This window comes from Okeania sp. SIO1H4 (genome assembly GCF_010672695.1).
Classification (GTDB): Bacteria; Cyanobacteriota; Cyanobacteriia; order Cyanobacteriales; family Microcoleaceae; genus Okeania; species Okeania hirsuta.
Window position 1 is genome coordinate 26,357 of record NZ_JAAHGB010000050.1, and the last position, 26,084, is coordinate 52,440.

Consider the following 26,084-nt stretch of genomic DNA (forward strand, 5'->3'; position numbering starts at 1 on the left):
AGGATTTATTAGTGGAAGTTTGTTCGGGAGGTTTGTTGGAATTTGTACTTTTTGTTTCTTCTGTATTTATGACTTTTTTCCATCCTGTAGGCATAAATTAATTCTCCTCAGTTAATCAAAAATATAATGGGTGCATCTCAATGGGTGAAGAAAGCCAAAAATTTACCACTTTTAGGGAACACTTAACTGGAAACAGGGAATAGAAAATAGGAAAAAATTATTTTGGCAAATAAATATGAGATGCACCCAATATAATTATGGCTTCCTGATTAAATTTAAAAGTTTTTAGAGATAAAGAACAGATAAAGATTTTAGAAATTTGAAGCCTTGAAAAAGTATCAGCTTTTTATTTGATAGAGTTTAAAAAGTGAGCATTTTGCGGTAAGGGAGACAGGAAGATCGCTCTTACGATTTTTTCGACTACTTTCTCTATAACTCCTATTTATTCTGACTCTATACGGACATTGCATAGAATTTCTCTGCCTCAACAAAAATACTTTTTCAGCAAACCCTAATTAGGTGGGTTTAATTAAGTTCAAATGTCATTGCGAGGAGGAATGATGAAACAATCTTTATTACTTTACCAGATATGCTTTGTCAATTTTTATATTCCCTATTTTTTGTTACCTAAAACCTAGAAATTAATACCTCACTCTTTATAAGAATTGATACATAGGATTAATAAGATAATATTTATTGGTTATCCCAAGGAAAATACCAGGGGCGACTGACTATATTATTATCACTTCGGAGAAATTCAGACCTAATTGTTTGTGGTAATTCATCCCAGTTCCAGTTAGTAGCTACCGAGAAAGATTTACCATTAACATAATCTACTTTTAGGCAAATCTCTATGTCATTAATAGATTTTTATCTTGTAAAAGTTAACCTAGCAGAATCAATTATTTCACGAATTTTATCGGTGATTATAGGATTTGATGTACCTTGAAGTGTTGCTAAAACTTCTTCAGTCGATTCGGCTAACTTTTCTGCTAATGAAATTGCCAATCTTTCCTCAAACTATCTATCAATATTGGTGCAAGTTTCTGTCTCATTCTGTTTGCTTAAAAAATAAAATGCTCCAGAACCTAAACCTATAATTCCAGAAATAGAAAGCAAAGCAATTTTTATATTATCCATTTCTTTTTACCAATAAAAAGCCATAGTTTTTCCTCTGAAAAATTCTACTTGACTAAGCAGATATATCCATTTCATAAATTTATCGATCGCGAGATTTAGTTACATAAATTTCAATCTGACTTTTCTCATGGCGTAAAAACTCTGCACGAACATTTGGAGGTACTTCATCTCAATCTACTTCTTTTTATAGGTCAATTTTTACCGGAACTTTTTGACCAGATTCAAAGATTTTGATTGCCGAAGATGTGATTTGCTTTATCCATCCACCTGATGATTGTATTTCTAGTTTTATTACTTGCTGTAGCAAATATTCACCCAACTTTTTATCCATTTTTTTTCACCTCCAGATAGTCAGAGTTTTTCCTTTTAAAAATTCTACTTGACTAAGTATACATTTCCATAATTTCCCGGTCGCGATACTCAGTTACATCAATTTCAACCTTACTTTTCTCTTGTTTTAACCACTCTTCACGAACATCTTGAGGTAAATCCTCCCAATCTACTACTTCTTCTGTCTCCGTTCTTACCGGAACTTTTTGACCAGATTCAATTTTTATTTTCCAAGATGTGACTCGTTTTTTCCATTCACCTGATGATTTTCTTTCTAGTTTTATTACTAGCTTTAGCAAATATTCACGTAACTTTTCCCACGCTTTACGAAAAATATTACGGGTAGCAACAGCAACATTATCTACAGCACTAAATACTTGTCTTACTTCACTTTCAATCCATGGAATATTAGTTTTAATCCAAGGAAAAAGGCTATCTTCCGCCCATTTTAGAATTTGCTTCCAAAATCTTGCTACTACAGCTACTGCAACTGCTGCTAATCCTAATGCTATTGCTATAGCTATTAAAAATTGTTCCATAATTTTCTACTCTATTGGATAAAGTTTAAAAGTTGAGATTTTTTGACCTTCAATTAAATAGCTTGATCGGACATCACCAGGAATTCTATCCCAATCTAATTCCTCTTCTACTTTTTTAACTGCTGGTTGATTTTTTTTATGATAAAAAAATTCAGTTTTCCGATTATATGTGAGATTCTTTAATAGCTCGTAATGCACTTTAATACTTAAAATTAATTCTTTGGCATCCTCAGCAAGTTTTTCTGCATCTCCAGTTCTTTCTTTTAGTAACCTTGGGTCATTTTCCTCGCAAATAATATGAGTAGCATCCAGACATAAAGGTAGTTCTTCATTTAAGTTTTTTTGGAGAAATTCGGCAATAATTTCATAAACTTCCCGTTTGTTAATAAGTTGACTATCTGTTTCAAGATCACTTAAAAAATCGGGTATACTTTCAACAACCTTTTTCAGTTCCGGGGGTAACTCATCATATTGTTGCTGTAAATATCTCAGAATCTCAGAAAAATTCTCTATAATTAATTGAACTAGCTCTGATTCTTCAGTCATAAATCAACTTAACGACTTAATGTTTGCTCTTTTTCAATTCCATCACAAATTTTTTTTATTGTCAGTAGGGAATAATCTGTAAAAGTAGGGAGTTTAATGATTGAAAAATCTCTCTTTCGTCATTAAATTTGGTTAAAAAATTTATGGTGTAGGGTAATGTCGGATTAAAATATACAAAACTCTCCTACTTACCTTATCTATGGATATCCAAGAAATATTAAATTTAGCTGACCATCTCATATTTAACAAAACAGGAAAACATTTAGACGACCTCCAACAAGTAATATTAAGAGGTACTTTTCAAGGTAAAAAATATTCGGAAATTGCTCAAGAATTTCAATGCACTAATGGTCATGTCAGAGATGTCGCTTCAGAATTATGGAAAACCTTTTCAGAGACTTTCGGTGAACAAGTAAATAAATCTAATCTACGCACTACATTTTATAGATGGCAGTTTTCCATAGTTTCATCACCAAATATAGAAAAAGATTTTGTAGGAATTAAGAATATAAATTTTTGCCCTGAAACTTCCCCCTCCTCAGAAACTATAAATCCTGAAAATTTTCCCCAACCAAATATCAACAAATCCCAGACTATACCTCGACCAAAAATAGACCTCTCAGACGCACCAGACCATAAAAAATTCTACGGTAGAACTCAGGAAATAAAAACCCTCAAAAAATGGATTCTCCAAGAACAAAAAAAAATAGTGATGCTTCACGGAATGAATGGTATTGGCAAAACAACATTAGCTCTTCAACTCATCAAAAATATTCAAAATAAATTCGACTATATAATTTGGCAAAGTCTCCGAGACTCTCCACAACTCAAAACAATTCAAACCCGACTCATTCAATTTATGTCTAACCAAAATTCCACTCTCGAAACCTCAGAAAATTCCCATCTTTTAGAAAAATTGAGAAAGCACCGCTGCCTCATAATATTAGATGACATCCAAACAATATTTAGTAGTGGCAAACTAGCAAGTCATTACACTCCAGAATATGAAAACTACAGCCAATTTTTCCAACTTATTGCCCAACTCTCCCATCAGAGTTGTTGCCTAATAATTAGTAGAGAAAAACTCAGAGAAATTATTAAAGGTAAAAATACATCCATTCGTTCATTACACCTCAAAGGTTTAGATGAGCAAGCAGCTACAAAAATTCTCAAAGACCAAGACTTACAAGTAGACGAACAATGGCAAAAATTGATTGACTTTTATCAAGGCAACCCCACTTGGTTAAATATAATTGCCACAACTATTAATGACTTATTCAGTGGAAATATCTCAGAATTATTTCAATACGACCCTCTATTTTTAGACGCAGACATCAAAGAATTATTACATCAGCAACTTTCCCGTTTATCAGAAGTAGAAAAACAAGTAATCTCTCACCTAGCAACCACAACCGAACCAGCAACTATTTCAACCTTATTAGATAATTTACAAATACCAGCTTCAGACTTGTTGAATATCATTAAATCTTTGCAGCGACGCTCTCTAATAGAAAAACAAGAAAACAATTTTACTCTTTTACCTTTGCTGAAGCAGTATGTTACATCAATTTGATAAATATTTGCTACAAATAACTAGGTTATTTATTAGGAGTAAGGAGTCAGAATGAATGGCTTTGATACTATTTATTAGCTAGGAATTAATCTTTTTAGTCCAATTAACATTTCCTATAAAGTATTTTAATTTATCTTATTATTCGTAAAATTATTTTTCCAAATTGGTATTATATCCAATCAATTAAATTAGAGTTTTGACAGAAACAGGTAGTAAACAATAGAGAAGAGATAGAGCAAAAAAAAGTATGAAAAAAAGATTTAAAGTATATTCTATAGCGCTACGCAAATACCTTAGAAAATTTCTCTATTCCCTGTTCCCTTACAACCCAAATTTCTTGTCTTAACCAAAAGACATAGCGCTATAGATAAAAAAACAATATTCCGTATTTATTGCCTCCCTATTGCAGGATGTACTCATAACTAATAACTGGCAACTGACAACTGATAACTGAAATGGCACTCGCTGTTGTTAAAAATTCAATAATTAGCTAAATTCTCTGCTGTATAATACAATTTCTCAAAAAGAATGCGATACTTATGCAAGACTTCAATGAATTAAGTAATTAGTAGGATTCAATAACGTGAAAAGGGATTATTAGCCACCTAATGTGTTATATCATGTTCCCCCTCCGGGGGAGCTACGAATTGCGGATAATCAGTTATAAATAAAATTTAAGGACTGACAGTACCGACGGTACCAAAGAAATAATGAAATTATCTTTACTTTTCTCCAATATTTCCTCTTTTTGCCCTTTTTTTCCCTCCTGACTCCTGAGTTCCCCTCCTGGGAGGGGGAGGGGCGAGGGGTGGGTTGACTCCTGAAAACTCACAACATTTATTTATAAGTATTCAACTGAACATGATATTAACTATTCTTATGTTTACTACTCCCCATCTCCCCATCTCCCCATCTCCCTCACTCAAGAAAACATAGAAAAGTTTTTGAGATTTGCTATAATTCCCAGAGCAAAATTTAATCTACAAGATTAACATTTTACGATCCTTAAACCTTCTCTGAAGTGAGCAACAGTCGTGACTACTGCTACTACAAAATAAAAAATTCTAATCGCCCAAAAACACAAACTAATTGCCCAAGAAATAACCCCTGGTGGAACTCCTATCAGACTCACAAACTTTGAATTAACACTCTTTTCCAATCTATCTAAATTATTCATCTGTACTTTTTTATCAGGTAGGATAGGAAACTGAGCAGTATATAAATAGAAGCCATAAATACCATCATTACCTACCCTTTGATTTAAAAATGAATTAGCTAGTAATTCCGCTCCATCAAGAGATAAATTTTCGTTATTTGCTACCTGTTCTACCCAAATATCATATCTCACCATTTGAGTCGTGAGAAAAATTATTGGCACTAAAATTATTAATAGAATTGCACTCACATAACGACCTAAATACTTAGGTAAAAAAATACTTGCTAAACCAAAACCCATTCCCACAACAGCAAAAGCAACAATATTAAAAAGTTCAACTATTTCTATTCCTCTTAAAAAATCGCCAAAGAGAATTAAACTATATAAAAATCGATCCGCTAATTTGACAGATATAATTTTGGCAGAAATTATTGTGCTAAAAATAAATGAAGTACAAAATATATAAATAGATAATTTAATCAGGAAAAGAAAAAATATACTAATTTTTCGGATGAACATGGCAATTTAATAGTTACAGCAAAAAAATTATCTATATCCTCAGATTATTGTGGAAGAATACTTTCAGGAGTAAGTAACTGTGGAAGTTCAATATTTGAAGATTTAAGGTTAGGCGATCGCCACCGATCACCTATATATTTGAAAATTTCTATGAAAATGCTCTTGTTTTCCTGTGAATTTTCCCAAACCATTCTGCTCTCCTCCCTCTAATTTTATGTATACCAGATATTTAGCTTACCACCTACCAAAACCCTAAAATATTATACCAAATATCAAAAATTTTTCTATATTTTCTTGAGGGGTTTTAGGAAAATTGTATGTAACGTCCGTAGGTCGAAGAGAGTAGTAAAAATATGAATAATATATAGTAAGTGTTTGATAATCGTATTTAATTTTACTTAACTGTACTAATTACTTAACCATTGAATTGTTGCATATGTAGATGATTATTTTTGGTAATTGGTATAACTTTTAAATATATGAATAAACTCATATTAACCAACCACTATTTAGCAGTTTATTGAGAAAATTAATAGTAAAAATAACTTATATTATTTATATAATAATCTAAAAATATTACAGCATTTTTTAGGATGGTGAGGTACAGTTTAATAGTAAGCATTTCCTGCGGAATGCTGCGCAAACAGCTATTAGCTGTCAGCTCTCAGCAAAATAAGGGAAAGAAGGGGGTTTTAATTAATATAGACTGTTTCAGCCAGCTAGAGAGCGTAAGCATAAATTATGACTCAATTAGTAAAGCTTTTATCTAAAATTAAAAGCAATAGCTGATGGCTGATAGCTGACGGCTGAATGCTGACGTTTAATTCTAATTTCTATTCCCTATTCACTAAACTCCAAAACTGCTTTTATTAATTGATAATTGATCATGGATAATTGATAATTACCTCTGGTTAAAACCCTTACGGAATTGAATATAAGGAAATATTATTTCTTTTCTTAGTCGATTGAATATGGCGAGGAGACCCGCTCTTGACAGAGTCGCTCCGAATATCGCCATCTCTCGACCGCTTTTTTCCCTTAAAAGGGTCAGCTTTAAACCAGAATTATTTAATTATTAATTATTAATTATTCGGTAATACTTTAACTCTTTAAGATAAAAATAGAGCAAATATATAAGGATAAATTAATGAGTTATCAAAATGAAATAGATGTAATTTTTTGTCAATTTAGCAGTTATAGTCATCACGGTTATTCACAACTCCAATACGCAAAGCAATGGGTTTATATTTAGTAGAATCGTAAGCTTTTCCAGTGTGCATAACTTGGGAGTTATCCCAAAATACAATATCTCCAGCTTGCCAAACATGATGATAAATAGGTGTATAATTAAGAGCTTTCTCAAATAACTCTACCCAATATCGCTTTGCCAAATCAGGTTTATCCTCAAGTCCCTGTAGAATAGAAGTGTCTGAACCCAAATATAAACCTTTACGTCCAGTTATTTGGTGAGTTGATACTAAAGGATGTAGTTTCCTGGGGATCTCCTCCCCTGGTTGTGGAGATACGGGAGAAAGATGATACATTGAAAGCTGTTCTAATTGCTGCTGATATTCAGGTTCAAAGTTATTATAAGCTTTGATCATATCTAGAAAACCAGTAGTATGAGGCTGTCCATCAATGCCTTCTGAAGGGATAGTCACACCATATAGCATGACCACATAAGGAGTATTCATCTCTAACCCAGCAGTTTTTGGAAGAAGGTCTTTGTCGTGATGCCATTGCCAGGCAATCTTACCTAGCACATTCTGAGATAATCCTTTAGGATTCCCTAAAATACCACACCCTGAACTTTGTAAGTATGCAGGAATTTCAGGATTTAGGGATTTTGGGCGGCGATGACCAAGACTTGAATCTCTAAAGGTCTGTCTGGCAAATTCTGTTAACTGAGATGCCGTCAGATTTTGGTTGCGGATGAAAATAACACCATTTTCCCAGAGATTTTCCTTCAATTCTTCTGCCTGTTTTGGACTTAAATTCACAAGATTAAAGCCTGGAAAAATTTCTTTACCAAGCCGATAATTTTGATATTTTTCAATACTTATATTTTGCCTAATAGCATTCATATTTTAATTACGAACTATGATTAAATTCTTCTTGAGCTAATTTCGTTATCTGAGCGATCGCTCTCAAGTCTAGTGAAAGTTTACTCTCAATATTTAACCATAATAAATATTCTATATTACCAGCCGGACCTTGTATAGGAGACCAGGTTAAACCAGAATATCCCCATCCTAAATTCTGAGCGCTATTCCATATTTGAAAAATTGCTTCAGCTTGGTCAGTAGAGGAACGTACCACACCTTTTTTACCTACTCGTTTTTTCCCTACTTCAAACTGAGGTTTTACCAACAATATTGTTTCACGAGGTGGAATAAGTAATTGCCATAAAGCAGGTAAAACTTTAATTACAGAAATAAAAGAAACATCAACTACTGCTAAATTAGGATATATTTCTGAATTTTCCTGTGCTTGAGAATTTAATACTAACTCCTCGCCATATAATTCTGTAGGAGTTAAATAACGTAGGTTAGTTCTCTCTTTTAAAACAACTCTTTGGTCATTACGCAAACCCCAGTCAACTTGCCCATATCCCACATCAATACCGTAAACTAATTTAGCCCCCGCTTGTAACAAACAGTCTGTAAACCCACCTGTTGAAATACCTCCATCAAGACATATTCTGTCAGAAATAGGGATAGAAAAATATTCTAATGCTTTAGCAAGTTTATAACCTCCCCTAGAAACATACAAAGACTTTTGCTTAACTTTTATATTCGCCTCAGACTCTACTTCAGTTCCTGGTTTATCAATTATTTGCTGATTTACCATTACTTCTCCTGCTCTAATCAAAACTTGAGCTTTTTGCCGAGAAGTACATAAGTTTTGTTCGACCAATAAAATATCTAATCTTTGTTTAACCACAAATTTTAATGATTAACTAGCTATCAGCTTTTAGAATTTCCGTTTCGGAATGTTCCGCAAGTAGTTATCAGCTTTTTGAGTTGTAAAAATCCGCTTCGTTAATGTTAAAAAAAATCAAAATAATTAATTACTTAGTTCTGAAAAAAACTGTAGGGATTTGGTTTCCAAATCCCATTTTTACGCTTGGTAATGAATAATTATTAAGTAAGTATTTCCTACGGAATGCTGCGCAAACAGCTATCAGCAATTAGTAATGAATAATTAGAGCTTGCTGATTAAAGATCAAAGTATTAACAGATAAAGGCTTGAACGTTTTTGGGTTAAAAAAAGTACCAACTTTTCGGTGGCAAGAGCTGCATAAAGCTAGTATTTTGGAATTATTATGGCAGAAAAATTGAGGGACAATTTTTCCGACTACCTCCTCTAAATTCTCCGTTCTTCCTGTCTCCTGTCTACTGTCTACTGTCTACTACCCCTACTAAAAGACTTTTTCAGCAAACCTAATTACTTATAAGGTTTTTTCCAGGGACTGGCGGTAACTTTTTATTCTTTTTCAATTTCAAAGGTTGCTTTTACGCAAACCCAAAATTAATAGCTGATAGCTGACGGCTGAATACTTACATTATTAATTATTAATTATTCATTATTCATTAATTAAATGTCCTTTTCAGCTAACTCACTAATTAAATGGTCGAAGGGTGCTTCTAAGAAAGCACCAGTTTGAATACCCGCCGCTGCCGCCTCAGATTTAACAAGTTCTTTAAGAATACCAATTCCAACCAAAGTAGGTCCAATAGGTACTTCTAGAGAATTATAGGTTTCTCGAAGACCTTGTAAGACCCTTTCATCTAAAACATCCGTGTTACCTGCGACCAAAGCATAAGTAGCATAACGTAAATAATAATCCATATCCCGTAGACAAGCAGCATAACGGCGAGTCGTATAAGCATTACCACCAGGACGAATTAATTCCGGCTGTTGTGCGAACAACGTAATCCCAGCTTGCTTAACCAAACTAGCAGCCATAGAATTGATTAATGTAGCAGCTTGTACTCGCGCAGTACCAGTTTCAAAATAAGATTTTAATTGATCGACAGCATCCCGATCCAAATAACGACCTTTAGCATCGTAATTATCTATTAAGCTAGTTATAGTGTCCCGCATATAATTATTCTCCCAACAATTTCTTAAACTTTCTATCCTACCCTACTATAAATTGACACCTAGCAGAATCATTTGATTCAGGCTAGGGAATATTGTAATCTTAGATACAAAAACTCAAGGATTTTCATTCTTATGATTGGCTGGATGTATTCTTATTAGCTGATACGAACTTATTGTTGCCCACATTGCGGTGTTTTCATAGACCGCGACTTGTTTGCGTTTGCGCAGCATCTTGTAGGGAAGCATTAACTAGGAAATGCAGCGATAAATATAAAAAATAGGGCGGTAGGGCATTCCGTCCTTAAAGCTCGTTGAGTCCGACGGGATACCGGGGCTGCGAAACGAGAAGCCGACACTATAGCGCCAGCTTAGTGTGGGAGTATGTCACAGCTATTCTTCTTGTTAAGAAAGCCAAAATTTTAAACGGATGTATTCTTATTAGGGCTATTCTTCTTGATAAGAAAGCCCAAATTTAAAACTTAGGAGCTAATATGGCACAAACAGCCCAAGATGTATTGAACTGGATTAACAATGATGACATTCAAGTTATTGATTTGAAATTCATTGACCTACCTGGTATTTGGCAACATTTAACAGTTCACAGAAGTCAAATTGATGAGAGTTCCTTTACAGATGGAGTTGCCTTCGACGGTTCTAGTATCCGTGGTTGGAAAAATATTAACGAGTCAGACATGATGATGGTACTCGATCCAACTACTGCTTGGATTGACCCTTTTATGGCTGAACCAACATTAAGTATAACTTGTAGTATTAAAGAACCTCGAACTGGTGAATGGTATAGCCGTTGCCCCAGAGTCATATCTCAGAAAGCAGTTGACTATTTAAGATCGACAGGTATTGGGGATACTGCCTTCTTTGGTCCTGAAGCAGAATTCTTTGTATTTGAAGATGCTCGGTTTGACCAAACAGAAAATAAAGCTTATTACTATGTAGATAGTATAGAAGGTCGCTGGAATTCTGGTAGTGAAGAACCAGGTGGTAACAAAGCTTATAAACCTCGCTACAAAGAAGGTTATTTTCCTGTATCTCCCACAGATACAATGCAAGACTTGCGGACAGAAATGCTGTTAACAATGGCCAAGTGTGGAGTTCCCATTGAAAAGCATCACCACGAAGTTGCTACAGGTGGTCAGAATGAATTAGGCTTTAAGTTTGGCACATTGGTAGAAGCTGCAGACAACTTGATGATTTATAAGTATGTCATCAAGAATGTGGGCAAAAAACATGGCAAAACTATTACTTTCATGCCTAAGCCTATATTTAACGATAATGGTTCGGGTATGCACTGTCACCAGTCAATCTGGAAAGATGGACAACCTTTATTCTGGGGTGATGGTTATGCCAACTTGAGTAAGATGGCGCTTAATTATATTGGTGGTATCCTCAAACACGCTCCAGCAATTTTGGCATTCTCTAATCCTTCTACTAATTCCTATAAGCGATTAGTTCCTGGATTTGAAGCTCCAGTAAACTTAGCTTATTCTCAAGGTAACCGCTCTGCTTCTGTTCGGATTCCTTTAAGTGGTACAAATCCCAAGGCCAAGCGACTAGAGTTCCGTTGTCCTGATGCTAGTTGTAACCCCTATCTGGCTTTTGCTGCGATGCTTTGTGCTGGTATTGATGGGATTAAGAATGAAATTGACCCTGGTGATTCTTTGGATGTGGATATTTATGACCTCAGTCCGGAAGAGTTAAGCAAGATTCCTTCTACTCCTGGGTCTTTAGAGGGTGCTTTGGAAGCTTTGGAAAAAGACCATGAGTTTTTGACTACTGGTGGGGTATTTACAGAGGACTTGATTCAAACTTGGATTGAGTACAAATTGGATAATGAGGTTAATCCCATGCGTCTACGGCCTCATCCTTATGAGTTTTCTCTATACTACGATTGCTAATTGAATAAGTAGAATTCAGGAGTTAGGAGAAAAGAAGTTTTCTCAGACCTTAAGAAATGAGTATTTTATTACTTACATGATTTAGAAAGACTAAGGTTTAATTTATTTAAGCTTTGATCTTTAATGTCTGTATTTTATTTAATTCTCATTCCAAAGTAAGGACTAGAAATGATTTTTCTAGATAAATGATTCTTGATTTACTTGCCTGGCCTCATAGCAATAATTATGATGTGAAAAAATAGCGAGTTAGTTTTTATAGCCTCCTTCAATGGGGGCTATTTTTTTTGAAGGAATATATTAGGGCTTGCTGATTAAATCTAAAAGCATTGACAGATAAAGACAAGAGCCTTTTTTGGTCTTGAAAAAGTACAAGGTTTTCGTTCTAGGGAACTCAAAAAGGAGCGGATTTTGGGTTGACTATAGCAGAACAATGCTTGGGATAATTCATTCTCCTGCCTCCTCTAAATTCCCCATTCCTCCTGTCTTCCCCTCCAGGGAGGGGTTAGGGGTGGGTTGTCTCCTGACTCCTACCCTCACACATAAGACTTTTTCAACAAACCCTATATTAGCTATGGCACTATGCATTAAGGTGTTTGACATTCCTCTGTTGCTTCTTGCCTTTTCCTACCGGAATGCTACGCAAATATTGTCAAACGCCAAAGTACTATATGATCTTTTCTTCAAAATTATAGCAACTGCCAAATAGCAACTGCCATTACTACTTTTGACTTATAGAATATCTAAAACAACAGAATATCAACTTTCCTCCTTCTTCCTTCTGCTATATGATAATTGCGTTACAATTCTTAACGAAAACTAGAACACTCGCAAAATCTATTTAGACTTATCGTCATGTCAGATACTATTACAAAATTTACTTATCAAACATTTCAACAAAGTAAAATTTACTTCGCTTTAGCTCACAAACAAATTTCTACTCGCCTGAGAAATTTTGTTTATCCAACTCTTGAATTTAAAACTCAACCTTTGTCTTCCGCAATTCTCCAAAAAATGCAGAAACGCATTGATAAAATTATGGAAAGAGATTTGGCAGATGGAGAAAATGGTATTTATCCAGTTAATATTATATTTGATAATCCCTGGTCAGATTTTTTCAGTTATTATCCTAATATTTGGCTAGATATGCCTACAGTTTGGAATAGAATTAAACAAAAGAAATATCAAGATTTTTCTCCACAAATAAATACTCAAAATTATCCTAGTTATTACTTACAAAATTTTCATTATCAAACAGATGGCTACTTAAGCGATACATCAGCTAATCTCTATGATTTACAGGTATAAATTTTATTTAATGGTACTGCCGATGCCATGCGACGACGAATTTTAGCTCCGTTAAAAATGGGATTAGAAAAGTTATTTTCTGGGCAAAATTTAGAGGAGATATCTCCCCAAAAGTTACGAGTTTTAGATATTGCTTGTGGTACTGGTAGAACTTTAAAATTTATTCGCGCTACTTTACCAAAGGCTGCTCTTTATGGTGTTGATTTATCCTCTGCTTATTTAAAAAAAGCTCATCAATTATTATCTGAAGGCTTAAGAGAGTTGCCTCAACTTTTACAAGGAAATGCAGAAGATTTACCTTTGAGAGATAATTTTTTTCAGGCAACAACTTGTGTTTTTATGTTCCATGAATTACCGCCGATAGTACGTCAAAAAGTAATAGAAGAAGCTTTTAGAGTGACTCAACCTGGGGGTGTTTTTGTGATTTGTGATTCGATTCAAGTTTCTGATGAACCTGATTTTGCGCCAATGTTAAAAAACTTCCCAGCAATGTTTCATGAACCTTATTATCAGAGTTATATTACAGATAATTTAGAGGAACGTTTGGAGAAAGCAGGTTTTATTAATATTGCTACTGAAGTTCATTTATTTAGTAAGTATTGGGTCGGTTATAAGCCTGTTGAAGAAGTGGTCAGTAGTCGGTAGCACTGAGAATGCGCTATGGGTTTAATATACCCTATCACTCGTGGATTTTATGGGGTTGGTAGGGTACCCCATAAGGGAAAAGATCATCAATTTTTACAATCAATTTTGTTGCATAATTAAGGTTTAAAGCCTCTCTTTATAAAGGAGAAAGAAGAATTTTTTTTCTTTTTAGTCAATCCTCTTCTTTTTCAGGATAGGTAATTATTAATTATTAATTGTTGAAAATAAATTAAGGATAAATTCAAGATTACTTTATCGCAAGGCTTTTGAATTCTCGGTTGAGATTTTGAGTTTTTAGTCTATTCTCCGGAATATTTATTTTTTTAAGCACCTTATCTATGTGTGTGATAGGGAAATATCTACTTACCCTCTCTGTTGCGAATGTGGCAATAGTCAATTCATTTCCTTAAGCATCTGTGTGATAGGGAAATATCTACTTACCCTCTCTATTACGGATGTCGCAATAGCTAATTCATTTTGTGTAGCAACCAAAATTTGAGGTGTGTGGAGGAAAAATATCTACTTCCCCTCTCTGTTGCGAATGTGGCAATAGCTAATTCATTTTCTCAAGCACCAAAATTTGAGGTATATGGAGGAAAAAGTATCAAATTATTAGACCATCTCAATTAGGCGATCGCTATCTATCTATCTATCTATCTATGTTTGTCCTTTATATCCTAAGTGCCTTGGCGACTGTTATAACTACTTCCCCTCTTTGTTGCGAATGTGGCAATAGTCAATTCATTTCCTTAAGCATCTGTGTGATAGGGAAATATCTACTTACCCTCTCTATTACGGATGTCGCAATAGCTAATTCATTTTGTGTAGCAACCAAAATTTGAGGTGTGTGGAGGAAAAATATCTACTTCCCCTCTCTGTTGCGAATGTGGCAATAGCTAATTCATTTTCTCAAGCACCAAAATTTGAGGTTGTGATGGGAAAAATATTTACTTCTCCTCTCTGTTGCGAATGTCGCAATAGTCAATTCATTTTCTTAAGCACATATATGTGGAGTGCAAAGAATGAGTTGGTTAAGACTTATGCTGATAATAAACCTGAGACCGGGAAATATTTTTCCCACTGTTGCCTGTTGCCTGTTGCCTGTTGCCTGTTGCCTCCTATAAGACCTCAATTGAAAATGGGAAAATTATTCTATACTCGCTGACAAAATTAAATAACGTAGTAGTCCCAACCGTGTCACCCATTCAAAAATATTATTTGTTTTCTGATTAGCTGGAGAATCTGAAAAAACAGGAAACTCCTTTAGGATTTTATAAGTAGGTAAAGTATTAAAAGTAATATCTTCTATTAGAAAACTGTTCAAACCTATTTTTATTGCTAAATCTTGATAGTTAGCAATAGTAAAAAAATTAACATTGCCATAAGTTTCAGCACCTAAATCTTTGATAAATAATCTAACTACAGGTTCAAAAAAATTGATTGTTGCAGTAGGAACAAAATCAGACAAAGCAATTTTACCACCAGGTTTTAAAACCCTTTTTGCTTCTTGGAAAAAAGCAGAGCGACTAGGAAAATGAAAAATGCACTCTACCGCCAAAACCACATCAAAAAAATTATCAGGAAAAGGCATTTTAGTAGCATCTCCCTGCACAAATTCAATAGAATTATCACCACAAGCTTGAACTTGTTTTCTAGCTACATTTAATTGCCGTTCATCTATATTTAATCCCGTGATTTTTACCTCCGAATAATTATTATTAATACTGGCAGCTGTACCGCCAAAACCGCAACCCACATCTAAAATAGAAATACCATCCTTAATATCAGCAGCTTGATAAACCTTTTGTGATAGCTTTTCCGTCGCGATCGCAAAATCTTCAGCAGTATTTTTTGCCCAATTAGGATTTTCCCAATAACCCCAGTGAACGTGGTTTCCAAAGATAGTTTTAGTTGCTTCATCTTCTAAATTGGCCAAGATTTTGTCAAAATAAGGAAAATTAATTTCTGCTTTGGACATAGCTATAGATTACTAATTGTGGATAGCATTATAGCTTTGTTTGTAATTAGGATAGGTTCAGGACTTAAACTGGTAATAGATAATTTTTCTATAGGTATAAATTATGACTACTAACAACCCTGATAGTACTTCTGTGGATAATCCTTCTACCGAAGAAGATAATATAGAAATAACTGAAAATGATACCAGTCTCAGCTACATAGAAGAGATTGAAACAATTATTGCCAATATGGCAGAAGATCAAAAAGTGATGGTGGCCAATAATGAAGCAGGCCATTTATGGAAATTTCAATATGGTAGTGTGGAAGTATATGTCAGACTGACTGGAGAAACAGATGATGATACTTTTGATGTCTGGTCTTATGTTCTGAAGTTACCAGCAAAAAATGAACCCGAGTTAATGCGTAGATTATTGGAAATGAATTGGTTATCGACCATGGAATCTCATTTTGCTATTGTGGATAATCAAATTGTAATTCTGGCAACTCGTACTGTAGCAGAATTATCTCCAGGAGAAATTTCTCGGGCAATTACTATTGTTGCGACTCTTGCTGATGATAATGATGATGTTTTGGCTGCGGAATTTGGGCAATAAATGATATTAAATCCGCCTAATTGCACATAGATACAATAAGGTAATAATCAGGGTTTTAAGCTATTGATTGTGAGGGTATTTAACCTGATTTGATATGAAGGGGAAAATTAGGGGGTATCTTAAGGTATGGCAGTCGAAGGAAAGGTTAGGACAGATCAAAAGCTTAAAATTCAAACAAAGCCAGATTTTTCGGTTCTTCGGTCTTTCTTTTCTAGATAACAAAACCCTTCTTATATAGAATCCAAGTCGTATAGCGTGGAAAGAAGCAATCTCAGGAGTTGCGCGAGATTGCTTCCTATTGTCGTAATGACCACTTTTCAAGCGGGTTTTATATTACCGTTGGTTGGTATAGCTTGTGTCAACCTAAGCGTGAATATCTAGAATAAATTTAAGTTTTTTTTCAGACTTTTAAGCCTTTCTCCCTTTTCCCTCTTGAAAAACAAAGAAAGGGGGTAATTAAAACCTTATTTATTACTTATTGTCGATTGAATTATAGGTTGGAGTTGTTCAACTAATTCTTTTGAACGTATAACTTTTGCTTCTGGTTTAAGATGGTAGTGAGTATCAGCAAACAAGTTAACGTCAGTCCATAAATTTAACTTTTCGTCAGTAATTAGAGGAGCAATTTTACCTAACTCTTCAGCAGTTTTCTCCACATTTTTCACAGTTCTTTCATCTGTACTGGCATAAATGATAGGCAGTGATATGACTAAACTTGCTTCTTTAGCTTCTAACTCTTCTCTAAATTGCTTAATTCGTGCAATTGAATGAGGAGTAACGGGTTTGTTAACTGTCAATTTCCACCATTTACTTTTGCGTTCCCATGTTTTAGTCGGGTCTCCCCAGTCTGTAATAGGATCGGCATAATAACCTGAAACTTCTACTTGCTTAACTATATCTATAGTAGATTTTGTCAATTGTCTAAGACTAGGTACGCCCAAACCAAAAGTATCTTGAGCAAACTGCTTAGGTGGTACCCCTCCTAACCCTGGTTTTCCAATAGCTACTCCAAAGTAAGTAGAGCGATCGCCTAATCCATCTTCATCTAATAGCATTAAGTATTCAGGAATTATCAGCACAACATCTCCTGGACGAACTTGCTCCAAAATAGTAGGAAAAATTACATTCAGACCCAAATTTCCATCCAAGCCAAAATTAAATACAGGAATACCAAGTTCTTCTCCCATTAACTGAGAATTGACAGTATAGTGCGCTCCCGAACCACCAACAATTATCAGTCTTTTTGACCCTTCCACCTCCGCTGCTAATGCCACCTTATTGTAGTACATTCCTCGTAACCGACCAATTAAACCACCATAATAAACATTGTAAAAGAAACCAAGAGACCAAGCGAAGCCAGCCATAACTAACCAAGGGATAATTTTTATTAGGTTCTTCATAAAAATAAAAAATCAATCAATTTATCAAGTATATTCTAAAGCCATTTCCCTAATTATTTATCCAGTATAGCTAAATATATTACTTCTGTGGTAAGCATTTCCTGCGGAATGCTGCGCAAACAGCCGTCAGCTATTAGCTAGCCTCCTGCGGAGGAACTACGTTAACAGCCATTAATTTTGTGGAAGGTCAAAGCAATTGAAAAATTGAGAAAGAATAAAAAGTTACTGCTAAAGTCCCCTTCTCAAAACTGAGAAGTAATTATTCATTACTAATTACTGTTTGCGTAGCATCTCGCAGGGAAGCGCTAACTGCTAATAGCTGAATGCTTACTCTCTGTGCCATCCCTAATATTTCATAAAGTTAAGAATTTTCACCAATTATAAAAAGATTTTATAAAATCTTTGAGAAAATTATCAGTAGTTTTAGATAAATGAAGAGAATTATTATGCTATGATGGCTATAATTAGGGCTTGCTGATTAAATCTAAAAGTATTTACAGATAAAGGTTTTAGCCTTTTTTGGTTCAAAAAAAGTGCCTGTTTTTCAGCTCTTCACGCTCAAAAAGTTAGTATTTTAGGCGCATAGTTGGGCAGAAAAATCATTCTTACAAAACGCCCGCTCCTACCTCCTCTAAGTACCCATTTATCCTGTCTCCTGTCTTCCCCTCCACCGGAGGGGTTGGGGGTGGGTTGTCTCCTGTCTCCTACCCTCACCAATAAGACTTATGAGCGCAAACCCTAATTATACTCATTTTTTTCTTCATCTAGGTGTTATATCAATGGCTAGGTACGGAGAGAAAGTAGTAACAACAATGTGATCTTTCCTTCAAATAAATTATTCAGTTTGTTTACTTAAGAGGAATACGAATAATGTTAAAAGAACCATTGTTAAAGACTAAGAATTTTTTGAGAAATGTGAGGAATTACCAGAAGATACCTAATTGGTATTGGGTAGATAAAATTCCTAAGTTAAATATGAGTTTTAATGATGTAGAAGTATAGCGCGGCTCAGATAAATTATTTCTCAAGCCACTGGATATATATGTTGAAAAGGAAAAACATGATTTTCTACTCCATAAAAAAGCATTGAATCAAGCAAAATTTATCAAGAAAAAGTTAAATGCCAAGTTTACTATAGAGAAAAATGATGAATTGATTGTAGAAATAGAAGGCATAAAAGTAAATGTTCAAACAGCAGAAGAACTTTCTATTATTTGGGAAATTTTTTGGTTAGGAATTTATACTTTTATTTATGACCGCCCCGTAGTTATGCTAGATATTGGCATGAATGTAGGGTTAGCTAGTCTATATTTTGCTAGTCAGGAAAATGTGAAGTCAATCTGGAGTTACGAAACATTCAACGTTACCGATAAACAAGCACTACATAATTTTGATTTAAACCCAGATATTTCTCTCAAAATTAAGCCATTTAGTTATGGAATTGCTGATGCAGAAAAAAAGTAACAGTCGAATTTGATTATGAATTAAGAGCAAGTATTGGAGTTTCAGAAGACCGAACAAACAATAAGCAAAATAAATCTCTCCCGAAAGAAGAGCTGACTTTAAAACCTATTAGCGAAGAGTTAAATTCAATAATTTCTCAGCACCCAGATATGGATATTGTTGCCAAGATTGACTGTGAAGGATCTGAGTATGAAATCTTTGATTCTTTGGTAGTAAAAGGGCAATTAAATCAGATTAAAATAATTATGATGGAATAGCATAGTAAAGGGCCAGAGCAATTAGCTGAATATTTGCGTCAAGAAGGCTTTGCAATTTTTTCTCGTCTACCTCGTAGTATTAATATTGGAGCAATATACGCTGTTAGAGCTTAATTTAGTCTTGTAGAAAAACTATCTGTTATCTTGGGTAGGATAGGCTCACTTTTAACCATCCTACCCAGTTGATAAAAATTTAAAAGGTACTCAAGACAAGGACAAATGATTCATGATGCTCATGTAGGCGCATATTGAAACCTCACAAATCAGTGGAGATAAATTTTGGTATGAATGTCCAAAAAAACAGGCATCACTGCCAGTCGAATGAACTGAGGGCAGGTGATTGTTGGATTGGGATGACTCAAGCATCCTCAAGTGAATTGATTCTCGGCGTTGGTAAATTACAGGATGAAATTTGTAGGGGCAATCCCCCAATGATTAACCGGGGTAGGTTACAGAGCGCTACCCCGAAATATAAATCATCCCATCAATTACCAACGCCTGATTCTCACAGGGAGAGTTGGTAAACATACTGACCAATTTATTGAAGAACTGATAGTTAACACAGAAGGTAAAACTAACTGTAAACAATGGCATACCGATGATTGGGGAGGATATGAACGCTCAAGTACCCCCTGAAATTAAGCATATGATCGGAAAAGACCAGATACAGCAATTGGAGCGAAGGAATAGAATTGTCAGACAACAGAATGGCCGATGACATTGCCGACAGAATAAATTTGCTAAGGTTTGGGAGCAGACATTAATAATAGTGAAATTAGTGTTAGCGGAGCAAGTGCGGTAGCTACATCCCCTATTTCAATTGGATTTGGCTTCATACTCGCATTTGAGAATACAGCAGCACAAAGGGCTGGTTTAGCGTTGGCGGAGGGTTGCGTCAGCATTATCGCTCCCTGGAACTGGGGTGACTTAATTACCTATCCCACACTTTGCTGATGCACAACCGAATTATCTTGTTTGTTACCGATTAAGTTAGATACAGTAAATCGTCGATGACCACCTTCGGTACGGATTGACTTGATCCGTCCTTCAGTTTCCCATAATAAGTTAGACATAAACCTAGTATATTACAATAAATATCTAGTTATATCTAACTTTGTTTAATTATTTTAATACTGTTGATTACCCTACTGAAATTATTTATGCTTTTTCCAAGGGTGCCATTGTTAACCCGGCCCGACTCAACTGCTGATGATACAATTCTGCCTGTTCTAGAGGGCCAACCCAAACTATGGCTTGACCTTCATTGTGAACCTGGTGAGTTAGCTCCCAAGCAAGATCACTTGTCATACCTGGAATATATTTTTGCAAACATTCAGCGACGTGCTTAAATGTATTGACATCATCATTTAAAACAATAACCTTGTAGTTGGGATATGGTTTGTTAACAACTTGACTAAACTGTCTAGGAGCAACAGTTGTAGAGGAGCTACCCCCTACTCCCACTATTATATTGTCTGCAATTGGGATGATGGAAATTCCAAGATCCATGCTACTATTTTCCTGTATATCCATACAATTATATTGGGATGATTTATACATAATTGTAACTGCTTGAGGAATTATCATAACTATATTAAAGACCTATTTAGATTTTATCTTTTCTTCACCCTATGTTGGTTAATTTAGATATGGCGAGAAATTTTGCTATTTTTACTGCTTGTGTCTTTGTCATACGGGGGGTAATTCAGTTAGGGGAGATGGGGAGATGGGGAGTGAAAAAAACTTTGAGTAGGAAAGAAACCGAAATACATCCTCTCTCTTGGTCGATTGGATCTGGCGAGGAGACCCGAAGAGTGACAGAGGAGCTGCCTCTTATAGAGGAGCTTTCCTATGGTCATGCTGCGCAAACGCTAACGCTAACGCCATCGCACCCTACGGGAAGCTCCGAAGATCGACCGCTTTCTTTTAATTGGAGCTGAGGTAATAACAGCTAACATCATTAGGTAATTTGCCTCAAGTTCAATCAATACCATTACCGTTGCAGGACTTCCCAAAATTATTCAATCCAATTTTTGGCTCTACTAACAGCTTTTTGCCAAACCATAAAACTTTTTTGCACTTTTGCAGCATTTTCACCGGGTTCAAACACCTGCCCAACTGTACTATTATTCACCAATTTGTGATAGTCATCCCATAGACCTACTGTCAAACCAGCAGCAAAAGCAGCTCCTTGAGCAGTAGCATCAATAAACGCAGGTCGTTCAACAGGAATACCCAACAAATCTGCCTGAAATTGCATTAAAAAATTATTTTGCGAACCTCCACCATCAACTTTTAGATTAGTCATTAGAGTTCCGCTATCTTGATTCAGAGCATCCACAACTTCTTTAACTTGAAAAGCAATTGATTCCAAAACTGCTCTCACCATGTTTTCCCGCTTCACACCTCCAGTAATTCCCAGAAAAGCACCGCGAGCATTCATATCCCAATGAGGAGCACCGAGACCACTTAAAGCAGGTACAAAATAAACACCGTTAGTATCTTCCACTTGCATTGCCAGATGTTCAGTTTCTGCTGCGAAGTCTATGATTTTCAACCCATCCCGTAACCACTGAATACAAGCTCCTGTGGTAAACATTGCCCCCTCTAGAGCGTAAGATGTTTTCAAATTACCATTGATTTTTTGAGTCCATCCAATAGTTGATAATAGTTGATTTTGAGATTTAGTAAGACTATCTCCAGTATTAGCAATCAAAAAACTACCTGTACCATAAGTGCATTTTAACATTCCGGGGCGATCGCAACCATGGGCAAATAAGGCGGCTTGTTGGTCTCCTAAAATTGTAGCTATAGGAATTGATATTCCTAATAAATCTGCTTTTGTTTTGCCGAATATGCTAAAACTTGGTTTGATTTCCGGCATTATTTCTCTAGGAATTTGAAACAAGTCTAATAATTCTCTATCCCAATTTAGGGATTCAATGTTCATTAACATTGTGCGACTGGCGTTACTATGGTCGGTGGCGTGAATTTGCCCACCAGTTAGTTTCCACAAAATCCAAGTATCGATAGTACCTGCCAACACGTTACTGAGGTTAATGTTTGGTTGTTCTTGCTTTACCCACTCTAGTATCCAGGATAATTTTGTTGCTGAGAAGTAAGCATCTAAAACTAATCCGGTACAGTTTTGAATTTTTTCTGCTTTGCCTTTTGCTACTAATTCTCGAATCATGGGTGCGGTACGACGGTCTTGCCAAACTATTGCTTTGTGCAGTGGTTTACCTGTGGTTTTATCCCAGAGGAGACAGGTTTCCCGTTGTACTGTTAAACCGATAGCTTCTACATTTGAGGGGAAAATATTAGTATTTCGGAACACTTGCTCCATCATGGCATAAGTGTCTTCCCATATTTCTTCTGGGTCGTGTTCTAACCAACCGGGATGAGGGTAATATTGAGTAAGTTCTTTGTAAGCTTGACCAATACTAGCGCCTTGATAGTTGAATAATATTGCTCGGTTGCCTGTTGTACCGAGGTCGAGAGCTAGGATGTATTTTTCAGTGTCTTTAGTCATAAAAAATGATTTGGCGTTGGTGAATTAGTGTATGATATTAATCTTAATTATTTAGTAGTCAGGAGTCAGGAGTCAGGAAGAAAGAAAGAAGAAGAAAGAGTAGTAGAAGGAGAAAGTTGTTTATTCGCGCTCTTATCCGGACAGGATATCATACCTCTTTTCACCAACACCAATGATTTTTTTACCGCAATAGTCAGTTCGGGATTTTTGTTTATCTACCACGATTACTGCTATTTTGACTAGAAATTTTAATTTTTCTTATTATTTTCCTTTTTTTAGTTTACATTATATTTCTTAATTTCTGAATTCTTTTTTTGTTCAATAGATATCTCCAATAATCAAAAATAAAATTAATTATCATACAGAAATCATTAGACATCTGGTGAAAAAGATATAGATTTTTTGCAGGAGTAGGCAACAGGCAACAGGTAAGATATTTTCACGAAAAATTTGCTAAAAAATCTTTTTTTAGCAAATTTTTCTTTCCTTGACCAATCTAATTAGGGTTTGCTGAAAAAGTCTTATGGGTAAGGGTCGGAGACAGGAGACAGGAGACAGGAGACAGGGTAAATGGGAATTATAGAGGAGGTAGGAGGAAGAATAATCAAGGGATTATTCTGCGCAACTATGAGCCTAAAATTCTAATTTTTTGAACCATTATAGCAATGTGCGCTGGCATATTTACAAATTACAGGAGGTGTCCAATAGCTAAAAGTTTTATCTTATCAGCTTTTTATTCCCCCTTCCGGAGCTGTTACCTATTGCCTGTTGCCTGCGCACAGCGCTATATGACCTAAAAGCTTGGACTTTTTTTAACTAAAAAATGCTAAAACGTTTATATATCAGTGCTTTTACATCTAATCAGCAAACCCTAATTAAAAGGTTGATTTATTTTTCGGAGATATCTATTAATTATTAATTATTAATTATTAATTATTCCCTATTCCCTGTTCCCTGTTCCCTGTTCCCTAAAAGCAATAATTTTTGGCTTTATTCAAAATTGAGATCCACCCTTCGATATAATCTGACGTTTTGAATTGTGGTTTCTAGAAAGTATTTTTTTTCTAAATATTGATTGAGATAATTTCTATATTCTGGACTAATATTATCTTTTTCTGCTAGTAAAATATAACTGGGATTTTTCGCCATAATTTTATCTAATTCTTGGAGAGCATCCGTAGGTAAAATCTGAGACATGGCTGTTAAATGACTAGGAAAAGCATATTTTGTGGGAATTTTTGTGGGAACTAGGTAATAAATTATTGGTTCATAATTGACGATATATATATAATCTGTCGATCTAATTCTCTGTTGTAGATATTTAGCCATCAAAGCTTCTCTGTCATCCCATGTATCTATTTTTTTTATATATCGATGATAGATAAATTCTAGATTTTTACTTGATTTGTTATAACCTGCTTGGGTAAAAGGATATATTAAAATTAGGAATATAAGTATATTTGGCAAGGCAGAAGGGAAGTCAATAGAAAATTTTCGGGAATTGATTGTAACAGTTTTTTTCGGTTTTTTTGCTTCTTCATATAAATTCCGAATTTGATATTTTTGCTGAGGTAAATGAACAGATTTGATAATAACATAGCTACTAATTAGACATAAAGTAGGTAATAATTGTAAAAAGTAATGATTATAAAATCGCTTTGATAATAAAACTGCTAAAAAAGCACAGCTAAACCACAAAAATAAATAGATTAAATTTCGTTCTTGCTTTAATTTACCTCTAGCAAAGACAAACAAATAAACCGGACTCCAAAATAAACATAGCCACAATAAAATATTTCCTAATACCTGTTTTCTGAGTCTACTGAAAAGGTCTGACCAGGAAAAATTGAGCATTACTACATATTTACTATTAGCAGTGAGAGTCGCATAAATATATTCATCAAAATATCCTGAAAATTGATAAATAACTGCGATGATAATGGCAGGTAAAATTAAGCCTGCACCTAAAATAATATAAAACTTAAATAGGGAAAAGGAAAGATTTTTGAATATGTCTATAGTCTGAAAATTATTTCCAGGTTTTCTTTTCTCCTTCCTACTTTCTTCTTCTTCCTTCTTCCTTCTTCCTTCTTCCTTCCGAAATAAACTTCCCAATAAAATTAATCCCAAAACATCCATAACTACCAAGTATTTGATTTGCATTCCTATCCCTAAAATTAGGCCGCTCAAAAATACTTTGATATTTGATGGTTTCGTATTCTGAAATAATAATAAAAATGCTCCAGTCACTAAAGGAGCAAACAAAATTTCTGCATTGGCAGCAACACCATCATTATGTAGGGAAAAAATAGCGTATAAAGCACCTGCTAATAATCCAATTTTATCTCCTTGTTTTTTGTCAATTACTGCACCAATGCTATATAAAAAATAACTGGTAAAAGTTGTGGCGATAATAGATAAGATTCTGATGGATACTATAGATTTTCCTAAAATTAGCATTGTTAGGGAAAATAAGATAAAAATACCTGGAGGTTTGTTATCCCAAATTTCTATATAAGGGAGGTTGCCGTTTAATAGACTATCTGCTCCTAATATATAGATGCTTTCGTCTTTGTCTAATACAGATACAAATAAAGTCCAAAATCTGAGGAAGAATGATAATAGTAGAAATGCTAGAAAAATTATTAGTTTTTGATTGATGTTTTTGGTCATGTGCAGAAGGAAGAAGGAAGAAGGAAGAAGGGAGAAGAAAAATATTGCGTTGTCTGAGTTTTAAGCTTTTGATCTTTTTTAACCTTTCCTTCAACTGGTATAATATAGGTCAATCGAGCTACTCCCTAGCTAAGTCAAAGATTATCACAATTTTTTTCTAAATCTCTTGCTTGAGTTTTGGCGGAGTCTAGCAGTAGCTACATCACTTCTATAGTATTTATATATCTCAGTAGCGAAATACTATTTTTTTTGTTGAATAAATAATCATAAGCAGGGCAGACTAGCCAGGGAAAACGCATCTAATTTTTTTGACAAATGACCAAAAATAAAATTTCAAATGGAGAATATGCGATCGCGTTGCGGACTGGCAGTCTATCGCTTCTCAAATCACTGTCAAAAATACCAAAATTTT

At 34.8% G+C, this 26,084-nt stretch carries 27 protein-coding genes and 1 pseudogene; 11 read left to right on the forward strand and 17 right to left on the reverse strand.

Features of this window, described 5'->3' with window-relative positions:
* Positions 1–870 precede the first annotated feature (870 nt).
* From F6K06_RS24440 to F6K06_RS24455, 4 genes are all read right to left on the reverse strand, one after another.
* Positions 871–1,008 carry a hypothetical protein gene (locus F6K06_RS24440; protein WP_161564768.1) on the reverse strand — a complete coding sequence of 46 codons (138 nt, stop codon included), beginning with the start codon at positions 1,006–1,008 and terminating at the stop codon, positions 871–873.
* A gap of 316 nt (positions 1,009–1,324) precedes the next feature.
* A complete protein-coding gene (locus F6K06_RS24445) occupies positions 1,325–1,471 on the reverse strand; it encodes a hypothetical protein (RefSeq protein WP_161564368.1) in 147 nt (48 codons plus the stop codon).
* A gap of 52 nt (positions 1,472–1,523) precedes the next feature.
* The gene (locus tag F6K06_RS24450; RefSeq protein ID WP_124143685.1) at positions 1,524–2,009 is read right to left on the reverse strand and encodes a hypothetical protein; all 486 of its coding nucleotides are present in this window, start codon (positions 2,007–2,009) and stop codon (positions 1,524–1,526) included.
* Between the two features lie 6 nt (positions 2,010–2,015).
* Entirely contained in the window at positions 2,016–2,555 is a 540-nt protein-coding gene (locus F6K06_RS24455) for a hypothetical protein (protein ID WP_124143684.1), read from the reverse strand.
* 199 nt (positions 2,556–2,754) lie between these two features.
* Here F6K06_RS24455 and F6K06_RS24460 point away from each other — a divergent pair, with 199 nt between their 5' ends.
* Positions 2,755–4,128: an NB-ARC domain-containing protein gene (locus F6K06_RS24460; protein ID WP_124143683.1), complete on the forward strand. Its 1,374-nt coding sequence runs from the start codon at positions 2,755–2,757 to the stop codon at positions 4,126–4,128.
* Positions 4,129–5,116: 988 nt separating this feature from the next.
* On the opposite strand, the gene F6K06_RS24465 is transcribed toward F6K06_RS24460, so the two are convergent.
* From F6K06_RS24465 to apcB, 5 genes are all read right to left on the reverse strand, one after another.
* The gene (locus tag F6K06_RS24465) at positions 5,117–5,803 is read right to left on the reverse strand and encodes a hypothetical protein (RefSeq protein WP_124143682.1); all 687 of its coding nucleotides are present in this window, start codon (positions 5,801–5,803) and stop codon (positions 5,117–5,119) included.
* 44 nt (positions 5,804–5,847) lie between these two features.
* Positions 5,848–5,994, reverse strand: a complete 147-nt coding sequence (locus F6K06_RS24470; protein WP_161564367.1) for a hypothetical protein — start codon at positions 5,992–5,994, stop codon at positions 5,848–5,850.
* A gap of 996 nt (positions 5,995–6,990) precedes the next feature.
* Positions 6,991–7,887 (reverse strand): TauD/TfdA family dioxygenase, encoded by an 897-nt coding sequence (locus F6K06_RS24475; RefSeq protein WP_287243404.1) that lies wholly within the window; start codon positions 7,885–7,887, stop codon positions 6,991–6,993.
* A gap of 7 nt (positions 7,888–7,894) precedes the next feature.
* Positions 7,895–8,746 (reverse strand): TlyA family RNA methyltransferase, encoded by an 852-nt coding sequence (locus tag F6K06_RS24480; RefSeq protein WP_124143681.1) that lies wholly within the window; start codon positions 8,744–8,746, stop codon positions 7,895–7,897.
* 654 nt (positions 8,747–9,400) lie between these two features.
* Positions 9,401–9,910: an allophycocyanin subunit beta gene (apcB, locus tag F6K06_RS24485; RefSeq protein ID WP_124143680.1), complete on the reverse strand. Its 510-nt coding sequence runs from the start codon at positions 9,908–9,910 to the stop codon at positions 9,401–9,403.
* A 491-nt stretch (positions 9,911–10,401) separates the two neighbouring features.
* Here apcB and glnA point away from each other — a divergent pair, with 491 nt between their 5' ends.
* Positions 10,402–11,823, forward strand: coding sequence for a type I glutamate--ammonia ligase (gene glnA, locus F6K06_RS24490; RefSeq protein WP_124155250.1), 1,422 nt, complete (start codon positions 10,402–10,404; stop codon positions 11,821–11,823).
* A gap of 444 nt (positions 11,824–12,267) precedes the next feature.
* Here the strand turns inward: glnA and F6K06_RS24495 are convergent, their stop codons facing one another.
* The gene (locus F6K06_RS24495) at positions 12,268–12,423 is read right to left on the reverse strand and encodes a hypothetical protein (protein ID WP_161565049.1); all 156 of its coding nucleotides are present in this window, start codon (positions 12,421–12,423) and stop codon (positions 12,268–12,270) included.
* Positions 12,424–12,675: 252 nt separating this feature from the next.
* Here F6K06_RS24495 and F6K06_RS34235 point away from each other — a divergent pair, with 252 nt between their 5' ends.
* The 4 genes from F6K06_RS34235 to F6K06_RS24510 all read left to right on the forward strand — a co-directional run bounded on the left by F6K06_RS34235 (position 12,676) and on the right by F6K06_RS24510 (position 14,938).
* Positions 12,676–13,128 (forward strand): ubiquinone biosynthesis protein UbiE, encoded by a 453-nt coding sequence (locus F6K06_RS34235; RefSeq protein ID WP_353734900.1) that lies wholly within the window; start codon positions 12,676–12,678, stop codon positions 13,126–13,128.
* A 27-nt stretch (positions 13,129–13,155) separates the two neighbouring features.
* Positions 13,156–13,773, forward strand: a complete 618-nt coding sequence (locus F6K06_RS34240) for a class I SAM-dependent methyltransferase (RefSeq protein WP_353734899.1) — start codon at positions 13,156–13,158, stop codon at positions 13,771–13,773.
* Between the two features lie 477 nt (positions 13,774–14,250).
* Complete coding sequence (locus F6K06_RS24505; RefSeq protein WP_161564366.1) at positions 14,251–14,403, forward strand: hypothetical protein; 153 nt, start codon at positions 14,251–14,253, stop codon at positions 14,401–14,403.
* Between the two features lie 190 nt (positions 14,404–14,593).
* Entirely contained in the window at positions 14,594–14,938 is a 345-nt protein-coding gene (locus F6K06_RS24510; protein WP_287323307.1) for a hypothetical protein, read from the forward strand.
* Here the strand turns inward: F6K06_RS24510 and F6K06_RS24515 are convergent.
* Complete coding sequence (locus F6K06_RS24515) at positions 14,921–15,751, reverse strand: class I SAM-dependent methyltransferase (protein ID WP_124143677.1); 831 nt, start codon at positions 15,749–15,751, stop codon at positions 14,921–14,923. The genes F6K06_RS24510 and F6K06_RS24515 overlap by 18 nt on opposite strands.
* A gap of 103 nt (positions 15,752–15,854) precedes the next feature.
* Here F6K06_RS24515 and F6K06_RS24520 point away from each other — a divergent pair, with 103 nt between their 5' ends.
* Positions 15,855–16,346: a YbjN domain-containing protein gene (locus F6K06_RS24520; protein WP_124143676.1), complete on the forward strand. Its 492-nt coding sequence runs from the start codon at positions 15,855–15,857 to the stop codon at positions 16,344–16,346.
* A 464-nt stretch (positions 16,347–16,810) separates the two neighbouring features.
* Here F6K06_RS24520 and F6K06_RS24525 read toward each other — a convergent pair whose 3' ends face one another.
* Positions 16,811–17,746, reverse strand: a complete 936-nt coding sequence (locus F6K06_RS24525) for a hypothetical protein (RefSeq protein WP_124143675.1) — start codon at positions 17,744–17,746, stop codon at positions 16,811–16,813.
* Between the two features lie 558 nt (positions 17,747–18,304).
* Positions 18,305–18,463: a hypothetical protein gene (locus F6K06_RS24530; protein WP_161564365.1), complete on the reverse strand. Its 159-nt coding sequence runs from the start codon at positions 18,461–18,463 to the stop codon at positions 18,305–18,307.
* 153 nt (positions 18,464–18,616) lie between these two features.
* On the opposite strand from F6K06_RS24530, the gene F6K06_RS24535 reads away from it, so the two are divergent.
* The 3 genes and pseudogenes from F6K06_RS24535 to F6K06_RS24545 form a co-directional block, all read left to right on the forward strand.
* Positions 18,617–18,748, forward strand: coding sequence for a hypothetical protein (locus tag F6K06_RS24535; protein WP_275670300.1), 132 nt, complete (start codon positions 18,617–18,619; stop codon positions 18,746–18,748).
* 84 nt (positions 18,749–18,832) lie between these two features.
* Positions 18,833–19,210, forward strand: a complete 378-nt coding sequence (locus F6K06_RS24540) for a hypothetical protein (protein WP_124143674.1) — start codon at positions 18,833–18,835, stop codon at positions 19,208–19,210.
* A 754-nt stretch (positions 19,211–19,964) separates the two neighbouring features.
* Positions 19,965–20,421: pseudogene (locus F6K06_RS24545) on the forward strand (IS1 family transposase); the annotation flags it as partial.
* On the opposite strand, the gene F6K06_RS24550 reads toward F6K06_RS24545, so the two are convergent.
* From F6K06_RS24550 to glpK, 3 genes are all read right to left on the reverse strand, one after another.
* Positions 20,403–20,540 carry a hypothetical protein gene (locus F6K06_RS24550; protein ID WP_192901054.1) on the reverse strand — a complete coding sequence of 46 codons (138 nt, stop codon included), beginning with the start codon at positions 20,538–20,540 and terminating at the stop codon, positions 20,403–20,405. The pseudogene F6K06_RS24545 and the gene F6K06_RS24550 sit on opposite strands and share 19 nt — an antisense overlap.
* 85 nt (positions 20,541–20,625) lie before the next feature.
* On the reverse strand, positions 20,626–20,976 hold the full coding sequence (gene clpS / locus F6K06_RS24555; protein WP_124143686.1) for an ATP-dependent Clp protease adapter ClpS: 351 nt from the start codon (positions 20,974–20,976) through the stop codon (positions 20,626–20,628).
* Between the two features lie 508 nt (positions 20,977–21,484).
* Positions 21,485–22,999, reverse strand: a complete 1,515-nt coding sequence (gene glpK, locus F6K06_RS24560) for a glycerol kinase GlpK (RefSeq protein WP_124143673.1) — start codon at positions 22,997–22,999, stop codon at positions 21,485–21,487.
* A 27-nt stretch (positions 23,000–23,026) separates the two neighbouring features.
* Between glpK and F6K06_RS24565 the strand changes: the two genes are divergently transcribed.
* The gene (locus tag F6K06_RS24565) at positions 23,027–23,242 is read left to right on the forward strand and encodes a hypothetical protein (protein WP_124143672.1); all 216 of its coding nucleotides are present in this window, start codon (positions 23,027–23,029) and stop codon (positions 23,240–23,242) included.
* 747 nt (positions 23,243–23,989) lie between these two features.
* Here the strand turns inward: F6K06_RS24565 and F6K06_RS24570 are convergent.
* Entirely contained in the window at positions 23,990–25,672 is a 1,683-nt protein-coding gene (locus F6K06_RS24570) for a glycosyltransferase family 39 protein (RefSeq protein ID WP_124143671.1), read from the reverse strand.
* Positions 25,673–26,084: the final 412 nt, after the last annotated feature.